This is a genomic window from Micromonospora desertarenae, from assembly GCF_056150265.1.
The window spans coordinates 164,540-188,385 of record NZ_JAXCFQ010000005.1 but is presented as its reverse complement, the minus strand read 5'-3'; the positions used below and the strand labels follow the sequence as shown (position 1 = coordinate 188,385).

Genomic DNA, 23,846 nt, shown 5'->3' with positions numbered 1-23,846 from the left:
TGTGGCCCGCCGTGACCGGCGCAGGGATCAAGCCTGACCGCCCGGAGCCGGTCACGGCGGGCCACACCCCAAAAGCCGGCGGTGGCGCTGTCACCGCGCCCCCGACAGCCGCCGAAGAGCGACGCAGCCACCCGACAGGCCCAGGCCACCGGCACTCTGCCACCGGCGCCCGGGCAGAACCCTGAGGCGCGGAGGTGCGGAGGGTCAGACGCGGTACCCGGCGGCGCGGGCGGCGCGGCGTTCCCGACGGCGGTCGGACCGGCGGCGCAGGAACCAGAACAGGAAGAGCACCAGCCCGGCCAGGAACGCCAGCACCAGCACCGGCAGGATGATCGCCACCACGGACATCACCACGCTGGTGGCGTCCTCGGCGGTGCTCGCCACCGGCGCGCCCACCCCGGCGGTGGTCGCGTTGATGACCGGGCGGGCGGCGGACTTGAGCAGGTGTACGCCGAGCGCGATCAGCACCCCGGTCACCACGGGGACCCAGTCGTTGGAGGCGAAGAAGCTTCCCGGATCGCTCACCGTGACGGTCTCCGAACTCGACCCGGCGCCGAACGCGAGGCCGCCGGCCGTCGGTCGGACCACTGTCTGCACCACGTCGTTGACGTGGTCGACCACCGGCACCTTGTCGGCCACCACTTCGACGGCGAGCAGCACGGCGAGGATGAGGACCACCCAACCGTTGCCGAGCCACTGCCAGCCGCTGGGCAGGTCGATGAGGTCGGTGTAGCGGGCCAGCAGCCCCATGGTGAGCAGGGGGATGTAGGCGTTCAGACCCGCCGAGGCGGCGAGGCCGGTGCCGGTGAGGACTTCGAACACCGTCACAGCATCGCACCGGCGCGCCAGTGCCGCTCGGTGGCGCCGGCCGGGGTCTCCGCTACCCTCGTCGGGTGCGGTTGGTGATTGCGAAGTGCTCGGTGGACTACGTCGGACGGCTCTCGGCCCACCTGCCGCCGGCCACCCGGTTGCTCATGGTGAAGGCGGACGGGTCGGTGTCCATCCACGCCGACGACCGGGCGTACAAGCCGCTCAACTGGATGAGCCCGCCGTGCCGGCTGGAGGAGGCACCGGGCGTCTGGCGGGTGGTCAACAAGGCCGGCGAGGAGCTGCGGATCACCCTGGAGGAGATCTTCCAGGACACCTCGTACGACCTGGGTGTCGATCCGGGCCTGCGCAAGGACGGCGTGGAGGCGCACCTGCAGGAGTTGCTGGCGGCCAACCCGACGGCGCTGGGCGAGGGGTTCACGCTGATCCGGCGGGAGTACATGACCGCTATCGGCCCGGTCGACCTGCTCTGCCGGGACGGGCAGAACGCCACGGTCGCCGTCGAGGTGAAGCGCCGGGGCGAGATCGACGGCGTCGAGCAGCTCACCCGTTACCTGGAACTGCTCAACCGCGACCCGCTGCTGGCCCCGGTGACCGGGGTCTTCGCGGCGCAGGAGATCAAGCCGCAGGCCCGGGTGCTCGCCACCGACCGGGGGATCCGCTGCGTGGTGGTGGACTACGACAAGCTGCGCGGCATCGAGCGGGACGAGCTGACCCTGTTCTGACCGCCAGCGGGCGACCCGTGGCGGCCACCCGCGCACGGCGGCCCGGCGAAGCCCGGCGAGGCTCGCCGGTCAGCGGCCGTACATCACCTTGATGGCCTTGACCAGGCGGGCGACGTCGGCGGGCGTCCGCTCGAAGGTGGTCGACGCGAGCAGCGAGCGGGCCCGGCGGCGGGTGATCGCCTTGGCCCGGCCGAACTCGCGCAACCCGTCCTCGCCGTGGATCCGGCCGAAGCCCGACTCGCCCACCCCGCCGAACGGCAGGGTGGACATCCCGGCGAAGGTCAGCGTGGAGTTGACCGAGGCCATGCCCGAGCGCAGCCGGCGGGCGATCGCCACCGCGCGCCGTCGCCCGAAGACCGAACCCCCCAGGCCGTACGGCAGGGCGTTGGCGCGGCTGACCGCCTCGTCGGCGTCGCGCACCCGGTTGATGGTCAGCGTCGGGCCGAACGTCTCCTCGCGTACGGCGGCCGAGTCCTCGGGCACGTCGACCAGCACGGTCGGCCGCACGTACGGCGGCTGCACCGCGTCCGCGCCGCCGAGCACCGCGCGCCCGCCCCGGGCCAGCGCGTCGTCGATGTGCCGGCGGATCACGTCGAGCTGGCTCGGCATGGTGATCGGCCCGATGTCGGCACCGTCCGCGCCGACGGTCAGCCGGCCGGCCCGCTCCACCACCTTGCCGACGAAGGCGTCGAAGACCGGCTCGACGGCGTACACCCGCTCGATGCCGATACAGGTCTGGCCGGCGTTGGTCAGCCCGCCCCAGACGCACGCCTCGGCGGCGGCGTCCAGGTCGGCGTCCGCGTCCACGATCATGGCGTCCTTGCCGCCGGCCTCCAGCAGCACCGGGGTCAGCGACTCGGCGCAGGCGGTCATCACCTTCCTCGCCGTGGCCGTGGAACCGGTGAACGCGATCTTGTCGACCCCGGCCCGGCAGAGCGCCGCGCCGACGTCGCCGAGGCCGTGCACCGCGGTGAGCACCGGGTGCTCCGGCACCACCTCGGCGAAGCTGTCGACCAGCCACTGCCCGACGGCGGGGGTGTACTCGCTGGGCTTGAAGACCACCGCGTTGCCGGCGGCCAGCGCGTACGCGGTGGACCCGATCGGGGTGAAGACGGGGTAGTTCCACGGGCCGATCACGCCGATCACCCCGTACGGCTGGTATTCGAGGTGGGCGGAGAACTCGGCGAGCACGAGCCGCGAACGGACCCGGCGCGGGCCGAGCACCCGGCGGGCGTTGCGGGCCGCCCAGTCGACGTGCTCGACGGCGGTGACGATCTCGACGACGGCGTCGGCGACCGGCTTGCCGCCCTCGGCGTGGATCAGCTCGGCGAGCTGCTCGATCCGCTGGGCGAGCAGGGCCCGCCAGCGCAGCAGCCGCTGCCGCCGCCCGGCGAAGCCGAGCCCGGCCCACCACTCGCCGGCCGCCCGGGCCCGTTCGACCGCTCCGGTCACCTCGGCCGCGGTGGCGATCGGGTAGCGCCCGGCCTCGACGCCGGTCGCGGGGCTGGTCGAGACCAGGAGACCGTCCTCGATGCGGGGGGCGCCCGGGACCTGCACTGCCGTCATGGCGGAAGTCTAGACCCGAGGATTACTCGCCGGTAGGGGTCGCGTCGCCTCCCGGTCCAGCACCGCGGCCATGCCGGCGGCCCGCCGGTGCCGGCTCGTCCACCCGGCCGCTGCCGGCACTGCCACGCGCCAGCGCGTCCACCTCCGCGGTGCCGCACTCTCGTACGGCGCCGGGCCTGCCGGGCTGGCGCCCACGTCGTCCGGCAGACGCCGGCACGTCCGCCGCTCGGCCGGAGTTGGCCGGGCGTCGCTGAACCGGACGGGCCGCCGGGTTCGTTGAACGGGCGGAGGGGGCCGTCCGGCCCGCGGGAGGCGCTTGCCGTTCCGGGGACGCACGGATGACCGCCCGGGGGCGCGGAGTTGACCGCGTGGGCGGTGGAGACAACTACTTTCTGATGGCAGGCTGACGCGCGGGGTGACCGTGCGGGTGGAGGGCTGACTGTCCATGGAGGAACATCCGAACCTCTTGCCGTTGTTGACCGTGGCCGGTGGGGCGATGCGCGGGGCGAGTTTCCGGGTGCGCCGGACGCCGCTGGTGATCGGCCGCGCGCCGACCGTCGACGTGGTGCTGAACGACCTGCACCTGAGCCGGCGGCACGCCCAGGTGTGGCTCACCCCGGAGGGGGTGTCGCTGGCGGACCTGGGCTCGACGAACGGCACCTGGCTGAACGACCGGCGGATCACCGGCGTGGAGCGGCTCAGCGACGGGGACGTGCTCCGGCTCGGCCGTACCGAACTGCGGTTCTTCGATCCGGGGGTGGCCGTCACCGACCCGGTGGGGCTGCTGTTCGGCGCGCCGCGGCGGGACCACCGGCCGACCCTGCCGCTGCCGGTGGCGGCCCCGCCCGCCGTCGCCCTGCCGGCGGAACGCACCGTGCCGGCCGCACCTGTCGTCGGGGACGGCCCGGCGGTGCCGGGCGGGTCGGCCGAACCGGCGGTCCCGCCCGCGCCCGCGGTGCCGAGCGCGCCGTAGGTCCGCGCGACGGCCGGGCGGACCGCCACCTCTCCGCGCCCGGTCATGGCGGCCGGACACATGGACGCCCCGGCGGCCGGGTGGCAGCATGCCGCGGATGGAGAGCGTGCGGCAGGTCGTCACGGCGAACGGGATCACCCAGGCGGTACGGGTGGCCGGGCCGCCGGACGGCGTACCGGTGCTGCTGATCCACGGCAACTGCTCGTCGGCCCTGTTCTGGGAGCCGCTGGTGCGCCGGCTGCCGGCCACGCTCCGGGTGGTCGCACCCGACCTGCGCGGCTACGGCGAGACGGACACCGCCCCGGTGGACGCCACCCGAGGGCTGCGCGACTTCGCCGACGACGTGGCCGCCCTGCTGGACGACGAGTCGCTCTTCCCGACCGGCGCCCGGGCGGTGCTGGCCGGCCACTCGCTCGGCGGGGGAGTGGCCATGCAGGTGCTGGTCGACCACCCCGACCGGGTGGCCGCGCTGCTGCTCTCCGCGCCCGTCTCACCCTACGGTTACGGGGGCACCCGCGACCTGGCCGGGACGCCCACCACCGCCGACTTCGCCGGCACCGGCGGGGGCACCGCCAACCAGGACTTCGTCAAGCGGCTGGCCGCCGGCGACCGCGGCGCGGACGCCCCGACCAGCCCGCGCAACGTGCTGCGGGCCACCTACGTGGCCGACCCGGCGGCCCTCGGCGAGGACGAGGAACTGCTGCTGGACAGCGTGCTCTCCACGGCCACCGGCGACGACAACTACCCGGGCACGGCGGTCGCCTCGGCGCACTGGCCGGGCACCGCGCCCGGCCGGCGGGGCGTGCTCAACGCGCTCTCCCCGGCGCACTTCCGGATCGCCGACGACCTCGTCGCGGTCGCCGACAAGCCGCCGGTCACCTGGGTGCACGGAGACGCGGACGTGATCGTCTCGGACACCGCGCTGATGGACCTGGCGTACCTCGGATCACTGGGCGCGGTGCCCGGCTGGCCCGGCGAGGTGGACTGCCCGCCGCAGCCGATGGTCGGCCAGACCCGGGCGGTGCTCGACCGGTACGCGGCCGCCGGCGGCCGCTACCGCGAGGTGCTGCTCCCCGGCTGCGGGCACAGCCCGCACCTGGAGCGGCCGGCCGAGTTCGTCGCCGAACTGCTCGCCCTGACCGGCGGCCCGACCGCCTGAGCCGCCCGTCGGCACCGCCCGGAGCGGACATCGACCGACGTGAGCGCGGACGGTGGTGAAATATCCCACGGCGTCTCGACAACCGACGGTCACGTGGCAGACTCGCGCGCATAACCTTAGTGGCCGTTCACGCGGCCGTGCGGAGCATTGGGGAGGCCGGTCGTGGCGCGCGAGTTCAGCAGCGTGGGCGTGGTGGGACTGGGCACCATGGGTGCCGGGATCGTCGAGGTCTTCGCCCGCAACGGCATCGACGTGGTCGCGGCCGAGATCTCCGACGCCGCGCTGGAGCGCGGCCGGGCCACCCTGACCGGCTCCACCGACCGCGCGGTGGCCAAGGGCAAGCTCGCCGAGGCCGACCGGGACGCCCTGCTGGCCCGCGTCGACTGGCAGGTGGGGCTGGACGCGCTGCACTCGGTCGACCTGGTCATCGAGGCGGTGCCCGAGCACCTCGACCTGAAACAGCGGATCTTCGCCGAGCTGGACCGGGTCTGCAAGCCCGAGGCGATCCTCGCCACCAACACCTCGTCGCTGAGCGTCACCGAGATCTCGGTCGCCACCACCCGGCCCAACCAGGTCATCGGCATCCACTTCTTCAACCCGGCGCCGGTCATGAAGCTGGTCGAGGTGGTCCGGACGGTGGTCACCTCGGCCGACGTGGTCGCCGACGTGGAGGCGCTCTGCAAGCGGCTGGGCAAGGTCGACGTCACCATCAACGACCGGGCCGGTTTCATCGCCAACGCGCTGCTCTTCGGCTACCTCAACCACGCGGTCGGCATGTTCGAGGCCCGCTACGCCAGCCGCGAGGACATCGACGCGGCGATGAAGCTCGGCTGTGGCCTGCCCATGGGCCCGCTCGCCCTGATGGACCTGATCGGCCTGGACACCGCGTACGAGATCCTGGACACCATGTACCGGCGCGGCGGCCGGGACCGCCGGCACGCCCCGGTGCCGCTGATCAAGCAGATGGTCACCGCGGGGCTGCTCGGCCGCAAGTCCGGCCGCGGCTTCTACACCTACGAGCGGCCGGGCTCGCCGGTGGTCGTACCGGACGAGCAGACGCCGGTGGCGACGGGGGCGGCGCTCGCCGACGGCGCCCGGGCCATCGCCAAGGTCGGCGTGGTCGGCTCCGGGACGATGGCGACCGGCATCATCGAGGTCTTCGCCAAGGCCGGCTACGAGGTCGTCTCGGTGACCCGGGGCGCGGAGAAGTCGGCCAAGGTCTGCGAGACGGTCAAGACCTCGCTGAACAAGGGCGTGGTGCGGGGCAAGCTCAGCGAGGCCGACCGGGACGCGGCGCTGGGCCGGGTCACCTGGTCCGCCGTGCTGGACCACCTCGCCGACGTCGACCTGGTGGTCGAGGCGGTGGTCGAGGAACTGAGCGTCAAGAAGGCCCTCTTCGCCAGCCTCGACGAGATCTGCAAGCCGGGCGTGGTGCTCGCCACCACCACGTCGTCGCTGCCGGTGATCGACGTCGCGATGGCCACCCAGCGGCCGGCCGACGTGGTCGGGCTGCACTTCTTCAACCCGGCCCCGATCATGCCGCTGGTGGAGATCGTGCAGACCATCCGCACCTCGGCGGAGACCACCGCCACCGCCCGCGCGGTCTGCGCCGCGCTGGGCAAGACCGGCGTGGTCTGCGGCGACCGGTCCGGCTTCATCGTCAACGCGCTGCTCTTCCCGTACCTGAACGACGCGGTGAAGATGCTGGAGGCGAGCTACTCCACCGCCGACGACATCGACCACGCCATGAAGCTCGGCTGCGGTTACCCGATGGGCCCGTTCGAACTGCTCGACGTGGTCGGCCTGGACGTCTCGCTGGCCATCCAGCGCGAGCTCTACCTGGAACTGCGCGAGCCCGGCTTCGCGCCCGCGCCGCTGCTGGAGCACCTGGTCACCGCCGGCTACCTGGGCCGCAAGAGCGGTCGCGGGTTCCGCGACCACACCAACCGCTGAGCCGGTCAACGCCCGCCGGTGCCGGCGGCGTCTGGAGGATGTGACCTTCGAGGAGTACGTCGGCAGCCGCGGCCCGGCCCTGATCCGGCTGGCCCGGCTGCTGACCGGCGACGCGCACCGGGCCGAGGACCTCACCCAGGACGTGCTGGCCCGGGCGTACGTGCACTGGCGCCGGATCGCCCGCACCGACCGGCCCGACGTGTACGTGCGCCGGATGCTGGTGAACGCGAACACGTCCTGGTGGCGGCGGCGGTCCAGCCGCGAGGTGGCGGTGGCCAGCTTCACCGAACGCCCACAGCACGGCGACCTCGGTGGCGAGGCGGCCGACCGGGACGAGATGTGGCGGCTGATCCGCGCCCTGCCCGACCGCCAGCGCGCCGTGCTGGTGCTGCGCTACTACGAGGACCTGGACGACGTCACGATCGCCCAGATCCTGGACTGCTCCCCGGTCACCGTCCGCACCCACGCGGCGCCTTCACCGAGCAGGACGCGGCGATCCTGCTGGCCGGGGCGCGGCTGGCGGAGGACCCGACCCGACCGCAGACCTGGCCCTGACCGACGGCCGCCGGCCGGAGCCGCCCGACGTGGGCCGCTCCGGCCGCCGGCCCGTACGCTTGGTGACCGTGAGCCCCCGTCGCAACCGCCCCCGCCGGGACGAGAGCCCCGGCCTGGACGCCGAGCGCGCCCGACACGGCGTGCCGACCGTGCAGCAGTGGCGGGACGGCGACTGGCAGGTACGCGGGATCTCCGGCGGGGCGTCCGTCAAGACGTACCGTTGTCCCGGCTGTGACCAGGAGATCCCTCCGGGCGTGGCGCACGTGGTGGCCTGGCCGGCCGACGGCCGGGGCGACCTGACCGACCGCCGGCACTGGCACAGCGGCTGCTGGCGGGCCCGGGACCGGCGCGGCCCCAACCTCCAGCGCGGCCGCGGCGCCCCCCGGTACGGCTGAGCGATCTGGATCACCCGGTTCCCGCCCCGCCCGGCGGCGAACCCGGCGGCGCGCGAGACTGGGACGGTGAGCACACCGATCCGCGCGTCGTCGATCCTGCCCGGGCGCCGGGAGGACATCGAGCTGCACACCGCCGACGGGCTACGCCTGGTCGGTGAGCTGGCCCGCCCGCTGGACCGGGAGCCGGTGGCCACCCTGGTCTGCCTGCACCCGCTGCCCACCCACGGCGGGATGATGGACAGCCACGTGTTCCGCAAGGCGGCCTGGCGGCTGCCCGCCCTGGCCGACCTGGCCGTCCTGCGGTTCAACACCCGGGGCACCAGCAGCCTGCGGGGCACCAGCGAGGGCGCGTTCGACAACGCGGTCGGCGAGCGCTTCGACGTCGCCGCCGCCATCGAGTACGCCGAGTTCCACGAGCTGCCCGACATCTGGCTGCTCGGCTGGTCGTTCGGCACCGACCTGACCCTCAAGTACGGCTGCGACCCGGCGGTGACCGGGGCCATCCTGCTCTCCCCGCCGCTGCGCTTCTCCACCCCGGCCGACCTGGCCCAGTGGGCCGACGCCGGCAAGCCGCTGGTCGCGCTCGTCCCCGAGTTCGACGACTACCTGCGCCCGGACGAGGCCCGGGAGCGCTTCGCGGCGGTGCCGCAGGCCGAGGTGGTCGGCGTGCCGGGGGCCAAGCACCTCTGGGTCGGTGACGCCGAGACCGCACTGGACGAGGTGGTCCGCCGGGTCAACCCCGCCGTCACGGTGCCGCTGCCGACCACCTGGGACGGCCCGATGGAATCCGGCGACGTGAGCGCGTACGCCGACCGGACGGTGGCCTCGTTCGCCGACCGTCCGGTGCCCGGACCGCCCGCCGGTCAGGCCGACTGAGCCGGCCGGTCGGGCGGGCTGGGCGGGCCGGGCGGGTCAGCGGGACTCCTGCCGGGGGAGCACCACCTCGCGCAGGATCAGCTGGACCGCCGCGACCAGCGGGATGGCCAGCAGCGCGCCCACCACGCCCATCAGCGCCACCCCGAGCAGCGCGGCGACCAGCGCGGCGACCTCGTTGACCTCCACCGACCGCCGCATGATCTTCGGGTAGATGAGGTAGTTCTCCACCTGCTGGTAGATCACGAAGAACACCACGCAGGCGATGCCGACCGGCAGGTCGGTGGCGAAGCCGACCAGGCTCACGATGACCGCGCCGAGGGTGGCGCCGATCTGCGGGATCAGGTCGGCCACCGCGACCACCACGGCCAGGGCGAACGGGTACGGCAGCCCGGCGATCAGCGCGAAGACGAAGGTGCTCACCCCGGCCAGCACCGCGATGGTGAGCGCGCCGACCATGTACGCGCCCACCTTGGTGAGGATCTCGTCGCCGATCAGCCGCACCCGCTCCCGCCGGGAGGCCGGCACCACCGCGTAGCCGAGCGCCCGGAGCTTGTCGAAGTAGACCAGGAAGTAGATGGTCAGCACGAGCACGGTGAGGGCCCGGAAGATGGTGCCGAAGATGAGCTGGGCGCCGCCGAGCACGCCACCGAGCGCCCGGCCCACGGTCTCCGCGTTGGCCGCGCTCTGCACCCGCTCCATCAGGTCGTACCGCTCGACCAGGTCGTTGACGGCCTCGTTGCGGCGCAGCGCCTCGACGTAGCTCGGCAGCTGCTCGACGAACTGGCCGGACTGGGTGACGATCGGCGGCACCAGCGCCAGCACGCCGCCGCAGAGCAGCAGTAGCACGGTCAGCGCGACCACCGCCACGGCCAGGCCGCGGGGCAATCCGAACCGTCGTAGCCGGAGCACCGCCGGGTTCAGGCCGACCGCCAGGAAGAGCGCGATGACCACCAGGACCAGGATCCCGGCCGCGTTGCGCAGCCCCAGGTAGACGGTGTACGCGAGCAGCACGCCGAGCCCGCCGGTGAACCCGACCAGGAAGCTGTTGCGGCGCAGCGGCCGCCCCGGCCGGCCGAACCGCCCGGACACGGTGAAGACCGGCGGATCGTCGTCGTCGGGCGCGTCGGCGGATCCGGCTGGCGGGCCGTCCTCGTCCGCCGCGTCCGGCCGCCCGCCCGGTCCCCGTGCCGGCGCGCCGGCCGGTGCCGTCGCCGGAGGCCGGTCCGGTTCCTCGCCGGGGCGGGGCGCGTCCGGCCGCTCCGGGTCCGGTCCGTGCGTCGTCGGCTCGCCCTGCGCCACCAGGACCTCCTCCGGTCACCTCCGGCGGATCCGCCGGACACCGCTGCCGACCCGCGCGAGCGGGTTCCCGCCAGGAGCGTAGCGGGCGCAGCGGACGGTACGGCGACCCGGCGGGTGCTCGGGCTGCGCCGGCGAGCCACGCCGCGCGCCGACCGGCGGGCGTGCCGGGCCGGCCGACGGGCGTGGACGCACGGGCCCAGGTGCTCACCGGGGGCACGCCATCGGCGGGGTCGCCCGCAGGTGGCGCGGAGTTCCGGGCGGCCCGGGTGCGCGTGGACGGTCGCCGCGGCGGGGAGAGCGCCGTCCGCGGGCTCTCCCCGCCGGCGCGGCCGCCACTGACTGGCCGCGGGGCTCCCGGTGGCCGGGTGGGCGGGGCGGCCGGGTCAGTCCTTCTCGGCGCTGACCGTGCTGGGCTTGGCGCTGCGCTCGTCGGTGGTCGGCTTGGTGGGCCGCTTGCCGTTCTCGCCGGTGCTGGTGATCTTCGTCGGGGTGGCCCCCCGACCGCCGGCACCGGGCACCGCGGCCACCGTCGGTTCGCCGTCCACACCGGCCGCGGCGGCGCTGCCGTCCGCCGTGGTCACCGGCTCGGCGACCGGGCGCGCCTCGGCCTGACCAGCCTCGGCCGGCTTGCCGCCCGGCGCGGCGCCGGCCGGCTTACCCTCCGGCTTCGCCCCGGAGACGGCCGCCGCGGCGGCGCCGGTCGGCTTCGCGCCGCCGGTGTCCACCGTCTGCTTCCGACCCGCGTCCACCGTCTGCTTCGGGCCGCCGGCGTCCACCGTCTGCTTCTGGTTGGGGTTCGGCGCGCTGGTCGGCTTCGCGCTCGCCTCGGCCTCGGTGGCCGGTCGCGCCGCGGCGCCCGCCGGGATCCCGGACGCCGGCTTGGCGTCGGCCCCCGGCTTCCCACCGGCGCCGGCCGGCTTCGCCGGGGCGTCGGCCCGCTTCGCCGTCCCGGCCTTCGGGCCGGTCGCCGGCGCGGCCACGGTGGCGCCGTCGGTGCCCGCCGGGCGGCCACCGGACGTGGCCAGTTGCAGCCGCAGCTCGGCCACCTGCCGCTGGAGCTCGTCGGACTCCTGCCGGGACTGCCAGGTCTCCTGGCGCAGGTCGGCGAGCTGCTGCTGGGCCTGGGCGATCTCCAGCATCACCTGGGCGAGCTGCTGCCGGCTGGCGGCCGCCTCCTGCTGGGTGGCGGCGAGGTGCTGCTGGGTGGTGGCCAGGTGCTGCTGGGTGGTGGCGGCGTACTCCTCGAACTGCCGGCGGGAGGTCGCCACGTACTCGTCGGCCGTGCGCCGCTTCTCGGCCGCCTCCGACTCGGCCCGGCTGAGCAGCGTCGCGGCCTCCTCCTCGGCCTGCTGGCGCATGGTGAGCGCGTCCCGCTCGGCGGCCTCGCGGATCGCGGCGGCGCCCTGCTCGATCTCGTTCTTCCGGGTGCGGTACTCGGTCTCCAGCTGGGTGCGTCGCTTGGTGTACGTCGACTCCAGCTCGTCCTGCCGCGTCTTGTGCTGCTTCTCCAGCTCGGCGTTGCGGGTCTTGTACTGCTTCTCCAGCTCGGTGCGGCGGCTGGTGAACTCCTGCTCGGCGGCGGCCCGCCGCTGGGCCAGCTCCCGGTCGGCCGCCTCGCGCCGGCCGTTCACCTCCTTCTCCACACCGGCCCGCCAGGCGCCCAGCTCCTGCTGCGTCTGCGCCCGGGCGTGCTGCACGTACGCCTCGGTCTCGCTGCGCATCCGCTGCACGTACGCCTCGGTCTCGGCCCGGCTGCGCCGGGCGGACTCGGCCGCCTGCGTGGTCAGCCGCTCCGCCTCCTGGCGGGCCTTCTCCCGGGTGGCCCGGCCGGCGGTGCTGGCGTCGTCGATGATCTGCTTGGCCTCGCGCTGGGCCTTGGCGTGGGTGGCCCGGCCGGCCTCGGTGGCCTGCTCGACCAGGCGGCGGGCCTCCTGCTGGGCCTTGGCGTGCACCTCCTTGGCGGCCTCGCGCAGCTCGGTCGCCTCCTGCTGGGCCTTGGCGTGCGCCTCCTTGGCGGCCTCGCGCAGCTTGGTCGCCTCCTGCTGGGCCCGGGTGTGGATCTCCTTCGCCGCGTCGCGCAGCTGGGTGGCCTCCTGCTGGGCCTTGTTCAGCGCCTCCTGGGCGGCCTTGCGGAGCCGCTCGGCCTCCGCCTTGGCGGCCTTGACGGCGGCGTCCGCCTCGGCCTTGCGGGCGGCGGTGTGCCGCTCCTCCTCGGCCCGGCGGGCGGCCAGCGCGATCTCGAAGTCCTTGAGCGCCTTGGCGGCCTCGGCGCGGGCCTCCTCGATGATGTGCTCGGCGGCGGCGCGGCGGGCCTCGATCTCCTCGTTGGCCTCCCGCAGGATCGCCTCGGCCTGCTCCTCGGCGAGGGTGAGGATCTGTTCGACCCGGGGGCCGAGGTGCCGGAACGAGGCGCGGTCGACCACCCCGACCTGCTTGCGCACCTGGGCGAGATCCCGCTGGAGCACCTCGACCTGGCCGGCCAGCTTGTGGATCTGTGTGTAGGCCTGCTCCCGCTCAGCCGCGAGGGTCGCGATCTCGTGCTCCGCACGCGCGACGTACCGGTCGACCTGTCGTTTCTCGTACCCCCGCAGAGCGGACTCGAAGCTGGGCTCCGTGGTCACGTCCCCGCCGAGAGCGAACAGTTCCTCGCCGTGCGACATGCCCCCATCCTCACACGCATCGGGCCCTCCTGGGGCGATACGGACGCCCCTGTTGGGACCTGTTTCACCGCGTTGCGGCGCTCGGCTCCCACTGGCCGGGAAACGCACACGGCGCGGGGAGGCACCGGTCACCCGGTGTCACCCCGCGCCGTCTCATGCCCCGGCCGGGCGGGTCAGCTGGCGGCCTCCGCGGCCACCTTGTCACCGCTGCCGTCGGCGGCCTTCTTCGCGTCGGTCTGCGCCGGCGCGGCCGCCCCGGGCACGCCCGGCACGATGCCGGCGAGGCCGGAGAGCATCTGGCCCAGCTGCGCGGTGACCGCGTCCTTCTGGCGGGTGAGGTCCTCCACCTCGCGGCGGGCGGCCTGGGTGGTCAGCTCGGCCTCGGTGCGCGCCTCGCTGAGCAGTCGCTGCGACTCGGCCCGCGCCTCGTTGAGCGTCTTCTCGGCCAGCGCCTTGGCCTTCTCCACCGTCTCGTTCGCGGTGCGCTCGGACTCGACCCGGCGGGCCTCGGCGCGCTGCTCGATCTCCTTGGCCCGCTCCTGGGCCGCCCGGGCGCGCTGCTCGGCCTCGCTGACCAGCTTCTGGGTCTGCGCCACCTGGGCGGCGTGCCGCTCGGACTCCTCGCGCTCGGCCTTCTCCCGGCGCTCGGCGAGCTGCAGCTCCAGGGCCTGGAGGTCCTTGTCGCGCTTGTCGCGGGCGTCGGTGAGCAGCTTGGTCGCCTCGGCGCGCTTCTCCTCGGCCTCGCGGGCGGCCTTGGCCCGCTGCTGGGTGATCTCCCGCTCGGCGGTGGCGCGCAGCGTGGCGACCTCCCGCTCGACGGTGGACTTCAGCTCGGCCACCTCGTGCGCGGTGACCGTGCGCAGCTGCTTGGTCTCGCGGTCGGCGTCGGCGCGCAGGGTGTCGGCCTCGCGGCGGGCCTGCACCCGGACCTCGGCGGCCTCCCGCTCGGCGGCGGTACGGACGTTGCCCGCCTCCCGCTCCGCGGTGGCCTTCATCGCGGCCGCCTCGGCGCGGGCCTTGTCGGTGATCTCCCGCGCTTCGAGGCGGGCGGCGGAGAGGATGCCCTCCGACTCGCGCTTGGCCTCGTTGCGGTGGTCGTTGGCCTGCTCCTCGGCGAGGCGGAGGATCTGCTCGACGCGGGTGCCGAGGCCGGAGAGGGTCGGCCGGCTGTTCTCCTCGAGCTGCTTGTTGGTGTCCGCGAGCTTCTGCTCCAGCGCGGCCATGCGCTGCTCGGCCTGGCGGAGCCGACGCTGCGCGTCGTTCATCCGCTGCTCGGCCTCGGCGCGGGCCTGCTCGGACTGGGTCAGCGCGGCGGTCATCCGGCCGATGAAGTCATCGACCTGGTGAGTGTTGTATCCGCGCAGGCCAACGGTGAAATCTGGCTGCGAGTTCGCGTTATCGAAGAACGCGAGAGGGGAGGACTGCTGCTGGGGCATTGGGACATACTCGCAGACGCCCCAGGGTCCTTCGCAAGAGCGGTGCCGAGCTTTGGTGTCCTGTTTACATGGTCAACTTCGGCGGTCGCCGGACACCGGACCAATCGGCGATCTTGGCAGCTCCCGGGCGGGTCGGACGGCCCGGGCCGGAACGCGGAAAAGGGCCGCGGGGCGAGCGCCCGCGGCCCTTTGTCGCCGCCCGCTCGCGGGCACTCGAATGGGTGCCCGCGAGCGGTGCGGAATGGCGATCGACCGTTGCGGCAATCGTCGCCGGCGGCCGCTGTCGGGTCAGTGGCCGCGGAACCGGTTGATCGCGTCCTCGTGCCGGGACCGCAGCTCCGGGTCGCGGACGCCGAGCCCGTCGGTCGGGGCGAGGCAGCGGACGCCGACCTTGCCCTGGTGCGCGTTGCGGTGCACCTCGTACGCGGCCTGGCCGGTCTGCTCCAGCGGGTAGGTCCTCGACACCGTCGGGTGGATCTTCCCGAGCGCCACCAGCCGGTTGGCCTCCCACGCCTCGCGGTAGTTGGCGAAGTGGCTGCCGACGATCCGCTTGAGGTGCATCCAGAGGTAGCGGTTGTCGTACTGGTGCTGGAAGCCGCTGGTGGAGGCGCAGGTGACGATGGTGCCGCCGCGCTTGGTCACGTAGACGCTCGCGCCGAAGGTCTCCCGGCCCGGGTGCTCGAAGACGATGTCCGGGTCCTCCCCGCCGGTCAGTTCCCGGATCCGCTCGCCGAAGCGCCGCCACTCGTCCTGGTCCTGGGTCTGCTCGTCCTTCCAGAACCGAAAGCCCTCGGCGGCCCGGTCGATGACCAGCTCGGCGCCCATCCTGCGGCACAGCTCGGCCTTGTCCGGACTGGACACCACGCAGACCGGGATGGCGCCGCCGTTGAGCGCCATCTGGGTGGCGTAGCTGCCCAGCCCGCCGGAGGCGCCCCAGATCAGCACCACGTCGCCCTGCTTCATGTTCGCCCCGTGGTGCGAGACCAGCTGCCGGTACGCGGTGGAGTTCACCAGCCCGGGGCTGGCCGCCTCCTCCCAGCTCAGGTGCCGCGGCTTGGGCATCAGCTGGTTGGCCTTCACCACCGCCAGCTCGGCGAGGCCGCCGAAGTTGGTCTCGAAGCCCCAGATCCGCTGCTGCGGGTCGAGCATGGTGTCGTCGTGCCCGGCCGCGTCCTCCAGCTCCACCGAGAGGCAGTGCGCGACCACCTCGTCGCCGGCGGACCACCGGGTCACCCCCGGCCCGGTCCGCAGCACCACGCCGGCGGCGTCCGACCCGACCACGTGGTACGGCAGGTCGTGCCGCCGGGTCAGCTCGGAGAGCCGGCCGTAGCGCTGGAGGAACTTGAAGGTGGACAGCGGCTCGAAGATGCTGGTCCAGACGGTGTTGTAGTTGATCGCGCTGGCCATCACCGCGATCAGCGCCTCACCCGGGCCGAGCTCCGGCGTCGGCACCTCCTGCACGTGCAGCGCCTTGCGCGGGTCCTTGTCCCGGGTGGCCATGCCGTCGAACATCCGGGTCTCGTCCGCGCGCACCACCACGCCGCGGTAGGACTCGGGTACGGGCAGCCCGGCGAGACCGGCGAGTTCCCCCTCCGGTTGCGCGGAGCCTTCCGCCGACATGATCGCTTCGAGGATGTCCTGCACGGTGACCTCCGGTTCGTCCGCACCCGCGCGCACGGGCCTGGGTGCTGCCATCGTCGGCGCCGGTGCGGGCCGTCCACCATGTCGACGTCCGACACATCCGGGACCGACCGCGTTCCGATGGGGCGGACGTTACTGAACGGTAGCTAGGGCCGGAAGTCCTGTGTGAAAAACCGCATCGACCGATGCGTGAAGGTGTCCGGGTGAACGTTGAACCGCGCAGTGCCGTGCTCCGCGGCGGTGCGCGGGGCCTCGGGCGGCGGTGCGCGCGCGTCCCGCCGGCGGCGCCGGGTGGGTCCGCGCGGCGCGCCTCGGGGGTGCCGGGCGAGGCTGTGCCGCCCCGCCGCCCCGCCGCCCCGCCGCCCCGCCGCCGGGGCGCGCGGCGGGGCGGCCCGTGGGCTAGTGCGCGGCCGGCTCGACCAGCTCGACCAGGACGCCCCCGGCGTCCTTCGGGTGCACGAAGTTGATCCGGGAGTCGGCGGTGCCGCGCTTCGGCGTCTCGTAGAGCAGCCGTACGCCGCGCTCGCGCAGCGCCGCGCAGGCCGCGTCGATGTCCGTCACGGTGTACGCCACCTGCTGCACCCCGGGGCCGTTGCGGTCCAGGAACTTGGCGATGGTCGACTCCGGCGTCAGCGGCGCGAGCAGTTGCACGCAGCCGCCCTCGGTGGTCGGCCCGACGGCCAGCATCGCCTCGCGGACGCCCTGCTCGGTGTTGGTCTCGGTGTGCACGCAGCGCATCCCGAACGTCCGCTGGTAGAAGTCGATCGCGGCGTCCAGGTCGGCCACGGCGATCCCGACGTGGTCGATGCGCCGCAGCCCGATGTCTGTGACATAGTCGGCAGCGGTCTCGACGGGGGAGTTCTCAGCCATGGCGCTAGTCTGGCCGAACAATCGTTAAGGCGTACAGGTCGGCACCCCCCTCGGAGGCAGGTATGGCTTCGGTGATCGTCAGCGGCGCGCGGACCCCGATGGGGCGCCTGCTGGGCAACCTCAAGGACCTCCCGGCGACCAAGCTCGGCGGCGTGGCGATCAAGGCGGCGCTGGAGCGCGCCGGCGTCGCCCCCGACCAGGTGCAGTACGTGATCATGGGCCAGGTGCTCCAGGCCGGCGCCGGGCAGATCCCGGCCCGGCAGGCGGCGGTCGAGGCGGGCATCCCGATGTCCGTACCGGCCCTGACCATCAACAAGGTCTGCCTCTCCGGCCTGGACGCGATCGCCCTGGCCGACCAGCTGATCCGGGCCGGCGAGTTCGACATCGTGGTGGCCGGCGGCATGGAGTCGATGACCAACGCCCCGCACCTGCTGCTCGGCCAGCGCGGCGGCTACAAGTACGGCGACGTGGTGGTCAAGGACCACATGGCGCTGGACGGCCTCACCGACGCCTGGGACTGCTGCTCGATGGGCGAGTCGACCGAGCGGCTCGGCGCCAAGCACGGCATCAGCCGCGCCGAGCAGGACGAGTTCGCCGCGGCCAGCCACCAGCGGGCCGCCGCCGCGCAGAAGAACGGGCACTTCGCCGAGGAGATCGCCCCGGTGGTCATCCCGCAGCGCAAGGGCGACCCGCTGGTGATCAGCGAGGACGAGGGCGTGCGGCCGGACACCACGGCCGAGACGCTGGCCAAGCTGCGCCCGGCGTTCACCAAGGACGGCACCATCACCGCCGGCAGCTCCTCGCCGATCTCCGACGGCGCCGCCGCGGTGGTCGTGATGAGCAAGGCCAAGGCGAAGGAGCTGGGGTTGACCTGGCTGGCCGAGATCGGCGCGCACGGCAACGTCGCCGGCCCGGACAACTCCCTGCACTCGCAGCCGTCCAACGCCATCCAGCACGCGCTGCGCAAGGGCGGGCTGAGCGTCGAAGACCTGGACCTCATCGAGATCAACGAGGCGTTCGCCCAGGTCGGCATCCAGTCCATGCGTGACCTCGGGGTGGGCCCGGAGAAGGTCAACGTCAACGGCGGGGCGATCGCGTTGGGCCACCCGATCGGCATGTCCGGCGCCCGGCTGGTGCTCACCCTGGCACTGGAGCTCAAGCGCCGGGGCGGCGGCACCGGCGCGGCCGCCCTCTGCGGCGGCGGTGGCCAGGGCGACGCGCTGATCATCCACGTGCCGGCCGCCGGCGAGAGCGGTCAGTGAGCGAACCGACAGTGAGCGAGACCGTCGACAGCGTCCCGGCGGCGGGCACCGGATCGGTGCGCCGCAGCCGGGACGTGCCGATGCTGGTCGAGCGGGCCCGCGCGGGTGACCCCCGCGCGGTGGCCCGGCTGATCACCCTGGTCGAGTCCGGCGACGAGACGCTGCCGCGGATCGCCGCGGCGCTGGCCCCGTACGCCGGCCAGGCCCAGGTGGTCGGGCTGACCGGTTCCCCGGGCGTGGGCAAGTCCACCACCACCAACGAGCTGGTCCGGGCGCTGCGCGCCCGCGGGCACCGGGTGGGTGTGCTGGCCATCGACCCGTCCAGCCCGTTCACCGGCGGGGCGATCCTCGGTGACCGGGTGCGGATGCAGGACCACGCCACCGACCCCGGCGTCTACATCCGGTCCATGTCCAGCCGGGGTCACCTCGGCGGGCTCTCCGCGGCCACCCCGCAGGCGGTCCGGGTGCTGGAGGGCGCCGGCTGCGACGTGGTGCTGGTCGAGACCGTCGGCGTCGGGCAGGCGGAGGTGGAGGTCGCCTCGCTGGCCGACACCACGCTGGTGCTGCTCGCCCCCGGGATGGGCGACGCGATCCAGGCGGTCAAGGCCGGCATCCTGGAGATCGCCGACGTCTTCGTGGTCAACAAGGCCGACCGGGACGGCGCCGACGCCACGGTGCGCGACATCCAGGGGATGATCGCGCTGGGCGAGCGCGGGCCGGGCCAGTGGCGCCCGCAGGTGGTGCGCTCCGTCGCCGCCCGCGGCGAGGGGATCGACGACATCGCGGCCGCGATCGACAAGCACCGCGGCTGGCTGGTCGAGCACGGCGAGCTGCGCCGCCGGCAGGAGGCACGGGCCGCCGCCGAGATCGAGGCGATAGCGCTCGGCACGCTGCGCGACCGGATCGGCTCGCTGCGCGACGGTACGGAGCTGCCGGCGCTCGCCGCGAAGGTGGCCGAGGGGGCGCTGGACCCGTACGCGGCGGCGGACGAGCTGCTCGCGCAACTCGGCTCCTGAGCGTCGCGCCGGTTCCGTCCCGCCGGCCCGGACCGGCCGGTGCCGTGTCCACCCCGGACCGTCCGGAACTAGTACGCTCGCACCGCTCCACGGTCGGCGTGGGGCGGTGATGTGCGGGCGGAGTGGGAGAGCATGAGCGACGAGGCGACGCGGGACCTGTCGGTGACGCCGGACGCGGTGGCGGGCGGCACCACCTCCGTCTCCGACGAGGTGGTGGAGAAGATCGCGGTCGCCGCCGCGCGCTCGGTGCCCGGCGTGACCGAGCTGGGCGGCGACGTGGCCCGGTTCTTCAACTCGGTGCTCGACCGGGTCGGCCTGGACAGCGTGGGCGACGCGACGCGCGGCGCCTCGGCGCAGGTGAAGAACGGCGCCGCGGTGGTCAACCTGGTCATCGTGATCGAGGCGGGCCGGACGGTGCCCGAGGTGACCGAGGCGGTGCGGGCGAAGGTGACCGAGGCGGTCGAGGCGTACGGGCTGCGGGTCGACCAGGTCAACATCCGGGTCGACGACGTGGCCCTGGGCGAGCCCGCCGCGCCGACCGCCTGAGCCTCCGGCGCGCTCTGGTTACCAGCCGGTACGACTTCCCTTAGCGATCGTTCAGGCTCCCGGCCTACACTCGACGTGCAGTCGAGAGCTCGAGGAGGAGCCCCGCGGATGAACGCCGACGAGATCGCAGCCGGACGGGCACGCTGGCAGGCCCGCTACGACGCCGCGCGCAAGCGGGACGCCGACTTCACCACGCTCTCCGGGATGACCGTCGACCCGGTCTACGGGCCGCCGGAGGGCGTCGCCTACCCGGGCTTCGAGCGGATCGGCTGGCCGGGCGAGTTCCCGTACACCCGGGGCCTCTACCCGACCGGCTACCGGGGGCGGACCTGGACCATCCGGCAGTTCGCCGGCTTCGGCAACGCCCGGCAGACCAACGAGCGCTACAAGATGATCCTGGGCGCCGGCGGCGGCGGCCTCTCGGTCGCCTTCGACATGCCCACCCTGATGGGGCGGGACTCGGACGACCCGCAGGCGCTCGGCGAGGTCGGGCACTGCGGGGTCGCGGTGGACAGCGCCGCCGACATGGAGGTGCTCTTCGACGGCATCGACCTGGCCGGGGTGACCACCTCGATGACCATCTCCGGCCCGGCCGTGCCGGTGTTCTGCATGTACCTGGTGGCCGCCGAGCGGCAGGGCGCCGACCTGTCCAGCCTGGACGGCACCCTCCAGACGGACATCTTCAAGGAGTACATCGCACAGAAGGAGTGGCTCTTCGACCCGGAGCCGCACCTGCGCCTGATCGGCGACCTGATGGAGTACTGCGCCCGGGAGATCCCGCGCTACAAGCCGCTCTCGGTCTCCGGCTACCACATCCGCGAGGCCGGCTCGACCGCCGCGCAGGAGCTGGCGTACACCCTCGCCGACGGGTTCGGCTACGTCGAGCTCGGCCTCTCCCGCGGCCTGGACGTGAACGTCTTCGCGCCCGGCCTGAGCTTCTTCTTCGACTCGCACGTCGATTTCTTCGAGGAGATCGCCAAGTTCCGGGCCGCCCGCCGGATCTGGGCCCGGTGGCTGCGCGACGTCTACGGCGCCACCAGCGAGAAGGCTCTCTGGCTGCGGTTCCACACGCAGACCGCGGGGGTCTCGCTGACCGCCCAGCAGCCGGTGAACAACGTGGTGCGGACCGCCGTCGAGGCGCTCGCGGCGGTGCTCGGCGGCACCAACTCGCTGCACACCAACGCCCTGGACGAGACGCTCGCGCTGCCCACCGACGAGTCCGCCGAGATCGCCCTGCGTACCCAGCAGGTGCTGATGGAGGAGACCGGGGTGACCAACGTGGCCGACCCGCTGGGCGGGTCGTGGTACGTCGAGGCGCTCACCGACAAGATCGAGGCCGAGGCGGAGGAGATCTTCGCCCGGATCCGGCAGCTCGGCGGCGAGGGCCCGCACCAGATCGGCCCGATGACCTCCGGCATCCTGCGCGGCATCGAGGACGGCTGGTTCACCGGCCACATCGCCGAGTCGGCGTTCGCCTACCAGCAGGCGCTGGAGAAGGGCGAGAAGAAGATCGTCGGGGTCAACTGCCACACCAACACGGTCGCCAAGGACCTGGAGATCCTGCGCATCTCGCACGAGGTGGAGCTGGAGCAGCGCCGGGTGCTGGCCGAGCGCAAGGCGACCCGCGACGACGCGGCGGTCAAGGCGGCCGTGGCCCGCATGGTCGAGGTCAGCCGCACCGGCGAGAACATGATCCCGGCCATGCTCGACGCCGTCCGCGCCGAAGCCACCCTCGGCGAGATCTGCGACGCCCTCCGCACCGAATGGGGCACCTACCGCGAACCCGCCCGCTTCTGACCGGGGTGGGGGTGGGCAGGGGCGGTGAGCAGGGTGAGAACTGCAACTGTCGCCGTCGCGGTTGATCGGCGTTGGGGCGCGCGCGTGCGAGACTAGATAACCATGAGCGACCCACGGATCACCTCGTCGATCTTCACCCGCGGCGCGGTCGACCTCAGCGCGCTGCGCACCCCTGCCCCGAGCCCGACCCCGGCCCAGGCCGGTCCGCCCGCTGGTGCCCCCGGCGGCGCCGTCGGCGGCGGCGTCACCGTCATCGACGTGACCGAGGCGACCTTCCAGTCCGAGGTCCTCGAACGCTCGCTGAACACACCGGTCGTGGTGGACTTCTGGGCCGAGTGGTGCGAGCCGTGCAAGCAGCTCTCCCCGGTGCTGGAGCGGCTGGCCGTCGAGGGCGGCGGCGCCTGGGTGCTCGCCAAGATCGACGTGGACGCCAACCCGCGCATCGCCCAGATGTTCCGGGTGCAGGGCATCCCGATGGTCTACGCGGTGGTCGGCGGCCAGCCGATCGACGCCTTCTCCGGGGTGGTGCCGGAGGCGCAGCTGCGGCAGTGGATCCAGGCGGTGCTCAAGGCCGGCGGCGTGAGCGTGGCGGAGCCGACCGACCCCCGCCTGGACGAGGCCGACGACGCCCTGATGAGCGGCGACCTGGACGCCGCCGAGCGGGCGTACCGCAAGATCCTGGCCGACTCGCCGGCCGACGCCGCGGCCGAGGCCGGCCTGGCCCAGGTCGGCCTGGCCCGCCGGGTGGCCGGCGCCGACCCGCAGGCGGCGCTCGCCGCCGCCGAGGCCGACCCCGACGACGTGGACGCGCAGCTGCTGGCCGCCGACATCGAGGTGCTCAGCGGCATGGCCGAGCAGGCCTACCGGCGGCTGGTCGGCGTGGTCCGGCGCACCGCCGGCGACGACCGGGAGAAGGTACGCCAGCACCTCGTCGGACTGTTCACCATCGCCGGTCCGGAGGACCCCGCGGTGGCCTCGGCCCGCCGGGCCCTGGCCAGCGCCCTGTTCTGAGCACGTAGCACGCCAGCGCGGGCCGGCGTCCCGGCCGGCCCGCCCGACCACCGAGGACGGGAGCCCATGATGCGCCGGATCGCCGTCCTCGACGCGCCGTCCAACCTGGGCCTGCGCCCGCCCACGGCCACCTCGGTGCCGGGCTGCGCCAAGGCGCCCGGCGCGCTGCGCGACCACGAGCTGCTCGCCCGGCTGCGGGCCCGCGACGCCGGCTGCCTGACCCCGCCGCGGTACGACCCGGGCGACTGGCGGCCGGGCGACGGCGTGTGCCACGCGCGGGAGATCTCCGACTACTCGGTGGCGCTCGCCGACCGGATCGGCTCGATCATCGACCGGGGGGAGTTCCCGCTGGTGCTCGGCGGGGACTGCTCGATCCTGCTCGGCTCGGCGCTGGCCATGCACCGGCTCGGCGAGGCGGTCGGCGGCCGGATCGGGCTGGTCTTCGTCGACGGCCACTCCGACTTCCGGCACCCCGGCAACGCCTCCTACGTGGGCGCCGCGGCGGGTGAGGATCTCGCCCTGGTCACCGGCCGGGGGCAGGCCGACCTGGCGGCCATCGAGGGGCGCCGCCCCTACTTCCGCGACATCGACGTGGTGGTGCTCGGCATCCGGGCCCAGGACGAGTACCGGCTCGACCTCCAGGCCGCCGGGATCATCACCCGGCCGGTGCCGGCGCTACGCGCCGAGGGCGCGGCCCGTACCGCGCAGTGGGCGCACGAGCAGCTCGCCGACTGCGCCGGTTACTGGGTGCACATCGACGTGGACGTGCTGGACCCGGCCGTGATGCCGGCGGTCGACGCGCCCGACCCGGGCGGGATCGCCTTCGCCGAGCTGGAGATCCTGCTGGCCGGGCTGGTCGACACCCCGCACTGCCTCGGCGTCGAGCTGACCGTCTTCGACCCCGACTACGACCCGGACGGCGCGTACGCCGCCGAGATCGTCAACACGGTGGTGGCCGGGCTCGCCCCGGTCAGCGCGCCCGAGGCGGTGCCGCCCCGGCTGCTGCCCGGCCCGTCGAGCACCCGCGCCGCCCGCCCGGGCAACGGGCGCTCCGGTGCCCGGGTCGTCCCGCCGCGCGGCGCCGTGGAGGCCGACCAGCCGACCGAGCCGGGCCCGGACGCCACGGCTCCTCCGGCCGGCCGGGAGCCGGTCGGTCTGACCGGGGCGACCGCTGCGGCCGGCCGTGGCGAGCCGGTCCGTGCGTCCGGGGCGGCCGTCGCGGCCGGCCTGGAACCGGTGGTGCCACCCGCGGCCGCCGGCAGGGCCGGGCTGGAGCCC

The 23,846-nt window shown here is 74.1% G+C and carries 20 protein-coding genes; 13 read left to right on the top strand and 7 right to left on the bottom strand.

Translation table 11 applies throughout. The annotated features are described in order from the left end of the window. Window positions 1-204: 204 nt before the first annotated feature. Window positions 205-822 (bottom strand): DUF4126 domain-containing protein, encoded by a 618-nt coding sequence (locus tag SM577_RS12485; protein WP_474582835.1) that lies wholly within the window; start codon window positions 820-822, stop codon window positions 205-207. Window positions 823-893: 71 nt separating this feature from the next. Between SM577_RS12485 and nucS the strand changes: the two genes are divergently transcribed. After that, window positions 894-1,553 (top strand): endonuclease NucS, encoded by a 660-nt coding sequence (gene nucS, locus SM577_RS12480; protein ID WP_167179504.1) that lies wholly within the window; start codon window positions 894-896, stop codon window positions 1,551-1,553. A gap of 69 nt (window positions 1,554-1,622) precedes the next feature. Here nucS and SM577_RS12475 read toward each other — a convergent pair whose 3' ends face one another. Beyond that, a complete protein-coding gene (locus SM577_RS12475) occupies window positions 1,623-3,119 on the bottom strand; it encodes an aldehyde dehydrogenase family protein (protein ID WP_302919197.1) in 1,497 nt (498 codons plus the stop codon). Between the two features lie 496 nt (window positions 3,120-3,615). Here SM577_RS12475 and SM577_RS12470 point away from each other — a divergent pair, with 496 nt between their 5' ends. The 6 genes from SM577_RS12470 (at window position 3,616) to SM577_RS12445 (ending at window position 9,030) form a co-directional block, all read left to right on the top strand. Further along, window positions 3,616-4,092: an FHA domain-containing protein gene (locus SM577_RS12470; RefSeq protein WP_474582834.1), complete on the top strand. Its 477-nt coding sequence runs from the start codon at window positions 3,616-3,618 to the stop codon at window positions 4,090-4,092. A 97-nt stretch (window positions 4,093-4,189) separates the two neighbouring features. Further along, window positions 4,190-5,251, top strand: coding sequence for an alpha/beta hydrolase (locus SM577_RS12465; RefSeq protein WP_474586939.1), 1,062 nt, complete (start codon window positions 4,190-4,192; stop codon window positions 5,249-5,251). Between the two features lie 162 nt (window positions 5,252-5,413). Next, window positions 5,414-7,204: a 3-hydroxyacyl-CoA dehydrogenase family protein gene (locus SM577_RS12460; RefSeq protein ID WP_474586938.1), complete on the top strand. Its 1,791-nt coding sequence runs from the start codon at window positions 5,414-5,416 to the stop codon at window positions 7,202-7,204. Between the two features lie 40 nt (window positions 7,205-7,244). Continuing rightward, complete coding sequence (locus SM577_RS12455; RefSeq protein ID WP_474586937.1) at window positions 7,245-7,994, top strand: SigE family RNA polymerase sigma factor; 750 nt, start codon at window positions 7,245-7,247, stop codon at window positions 7,992-7,994. Next, entirely contained in the window at window positions 7,900-8,154 is a 255-nt protein-coding gene (locus tag SM577_RS12450) for a hypothetical protein (RefSeq protein WP_474586936.1), read from the top strand. Before SM577_RS12455 ends, SM577_RS12450 begins: the two co-directional genes overlap by 95 nt. Window positions 8,155-8,220: 66 nt before the next feature. After that, window positions 8,221-9,030, top strand: coding sequence for an alpha/beta hydrolase (locus SM577_RS12445; protein ID WP_474582829.1), 810 nt, complete (start codon window positions 8,221-8,223; stop codon window positions 9,028-9,030). 36 nt (window positions 9,031-9,066) lie between these two features. Here SM577_RS12445 and SM577_RS12440 read toward each other — a convergent pair whose 3' ends face one another. From SM577_RS12440 to mce, 5 genes are all read right to left on the bottom strand, one after another. After that, window positions 9,067-10,119, bottom strand: a complete 1,053-nt coding sequence (locus SM577_RS12440; RefSeq protein ID WP_302919670.1) for an AI-2E family transporter — start codon at window positions 10,117-10,119, stop codon at window positions 9,067-9,069. Window positions 10,120-10,712: 593 nt separating this feature from the next. Further along, window positions 10,713-12,989, bottom strand: coding sequence for a coiled-coil domain-containing protein (locus SM577_RS12435; protein ID WP_474586935.1), 2,277 nt, complete (start codon window positions 12,987-12,989; stop codon window positions 10,713-10,715). A gap of 173 nt (window positions 12,990-13,162) precedes the next feature. Next, on the bottom strand, window positions 13,163-14,425 hold the full coding sequence (locus tag SM577_RS12430) for a cell division protein DivIVA (RefSeq protein WP_302919190.1): 1,263 nt from the start codon (window positions 14,423-14,425) through the stop codon (window positions 13,163-13,165). 288 nt (window positions 14,426-14,713) lie between these two features. Next, window positions 14,714-16,069 (bottom strand): crotonyl-CoA carboxylase/reductase, encoded by a 1,356-nt coding sequence (ccrA, locus tag SM577_RS12425; RefSeq protein ID WP_474587066.1) that lies wholly within the window; start codon window positions 16,067-16,069, stop codon window positions 14,714-14,716. 396 nt (window positions 16,070-16,465) lie between these two features. Then, a complete protein-coding gene (gene mce / locus SM577_RS12420) occupies window positions 16,466-16,936 on the bottom strand; it encodes a methylmalonyl-CoA epimerase (protein WP_302919189.1) in 471 nt (156 codons plus the stop codon). A gap of 62 nt (window positions 16,937-16,998) precedes the next feature. On the opposite strand from mce, the gene SM577_RS12415 reads away from it, so the two are divergent. From SM577_RS12415 to SM577_RS12390, 6 genes are all read left to right on the top strand, one after another. Continuing rightward, entirely contained in the window at window positions 16,999-18,198 is a 1,200-nt protein-coding gene (locus tag SM577_RS12415) for an acetyl-CoA C-acetyltransferase (RefSeq protein ID WP_474586934.1), read from the top strand. An 80-nt stretch (window positions 18,199-18,278) separates the two neighbouring features. After that, on the top strand, window positions 18,279-19,214 hold the full coding sequence (gene meaB, locus SM577_RS12410; RefSeq protein ID WP_474582836.1) for a methylmalonyl Co-A mutase-associated GTPase MeaB: 936 nt from the start codon (window positions 18,279-18,281) through the stop codon (window positions 19,212-19,214). A 132-nt stretch (window positions 19,215-19,346) separates the two neighbouring features. Next, window positions 19,347-19,760, top strand: coding sequence for an Asp23/Gls24 family envelope stress response protein (locus SM577_RS12405; protein ID WP_302919187.1), 414 nt, complete (start codon window positions 19,347-19,349; stop codon window positions 19,758-19,760). Window positions 19,761-19,868: 108 nt separating this feature from the next. Further along, a complete protein-coding gene (locus tag SM577_RS12400; RefSeq protein ID WP_302919186.1) occupies window positions 19,869-21,557 on the top strand; it encodes an acyl-CoA mutase large subunit family protein in 1,689 nt (562 codons plus the stop codon). Between the two features lie 102 nt (window positions 21,558-21,659). After that, window positions 21,660-22,568 (top strand): tetratricopeptide repeat protein, encoded by a 909-nt coding sequence (locus SM577_RS12395; RefSeq protein WP_302919185.1) that lies wholly within the window; start codon window positions 21,660-21,662, stop codon window positions 22,566-22,568. A 66-nt stretch (window positions 22,569-22,634) separates the two neighbouring features. Continuing rightward, the coding region (locus tag SM577_RS12390; RefSeq protein ID WP_474586933.1) for an arginase family protein at window positions 22,635-23,846 on the top strand (1,212 nt) is incomplete at its 3' end.

What these genes read in the sequence shown, in the direction of transcription:
- SM577_RS12475 (WP_302919197.1), bottom strand. Translation starts at nt 3,119, where the DNA reads ATGACGGCAGTGCAGGTCCCGGGCGCCCCCCGCATCGAGGACGGTCTC.
- SM577_RS12470 (WP_474582834.1), top strand. Translation starts at nt 3,616, where the DNA reads ATGCGCGGGGCGAGTTTCCGGGTGCGCCGGACGCCGCTGGTGATCGGC.
- SM577_RS12465 (WP_474586939.1), top strand. Translation starts at nt 4,190, where the DNA reads ATGGAGAGCGTGCGGCAGGTCGTCACGGCGAACGGGATCACCCAGGCG.
- SM577_RS12435 (WP_474586935.1), bottom strand. Translation starts at nt 12,989, where the DNA reads ATGTCGCACGGCGAGGAACTGTTCGCTCTCGGCGGGGACGTGACCACG.
- SM577_RS12430 (WP_302919190.1), bottom strand. Translation starts at nt 14,425, where the DNA reads ATGCCCCAGCAGCAGTCCTCCCCTCTCGCGTTCTTCGATAACGCGAAC.
- mce (WP_302919189.1), bottom strand. Translation starts at nt 16,936, where the DNA reads ATGGCTGAGAACTCCCCCGTCGAGACCGCTGCCGACTATGTCACAGAC.
- SM577_RS12415 (WP_474586934.1), top strand. Translation starts at nt 16,999, where the DNA reads ATGGCTTCGGTGATCGTCAGCGGCGCGCGGACCCCGATGGGGCGCCTG.
- meaB (WP_474582836.1), top strand. Translation starts at nt 18,279, where the DNA reads ATGCTGGTCGAGCGGGCCCGCGCGGGTGACCCCCGCGCGGTGGCCCGG.
- SM577_RS12405 (WP_302919187.1), top strand. Translation starts at nt 19,347, where the DNA reads ATGAGCGACGAGGCGACGCGGGACCTGTCGGTGACGCCGGACGCGGTG.
- SM577_RS12400 (WP_302919186.1), top strand. Translation starts at nt 19,869, where the DNA reads ATGAACGCCGACGAGATCGCAGCCGGACGGGCACGCTGGCAGGCCCGC.
- SM577_RS12395 (WP_302919185.1), top strand. Translation starts at nt 21,660, where the DNA reads ATGAGCGACCCACGGATCACCTCGTCGATCTTCACCCGCGGCGCGGTC.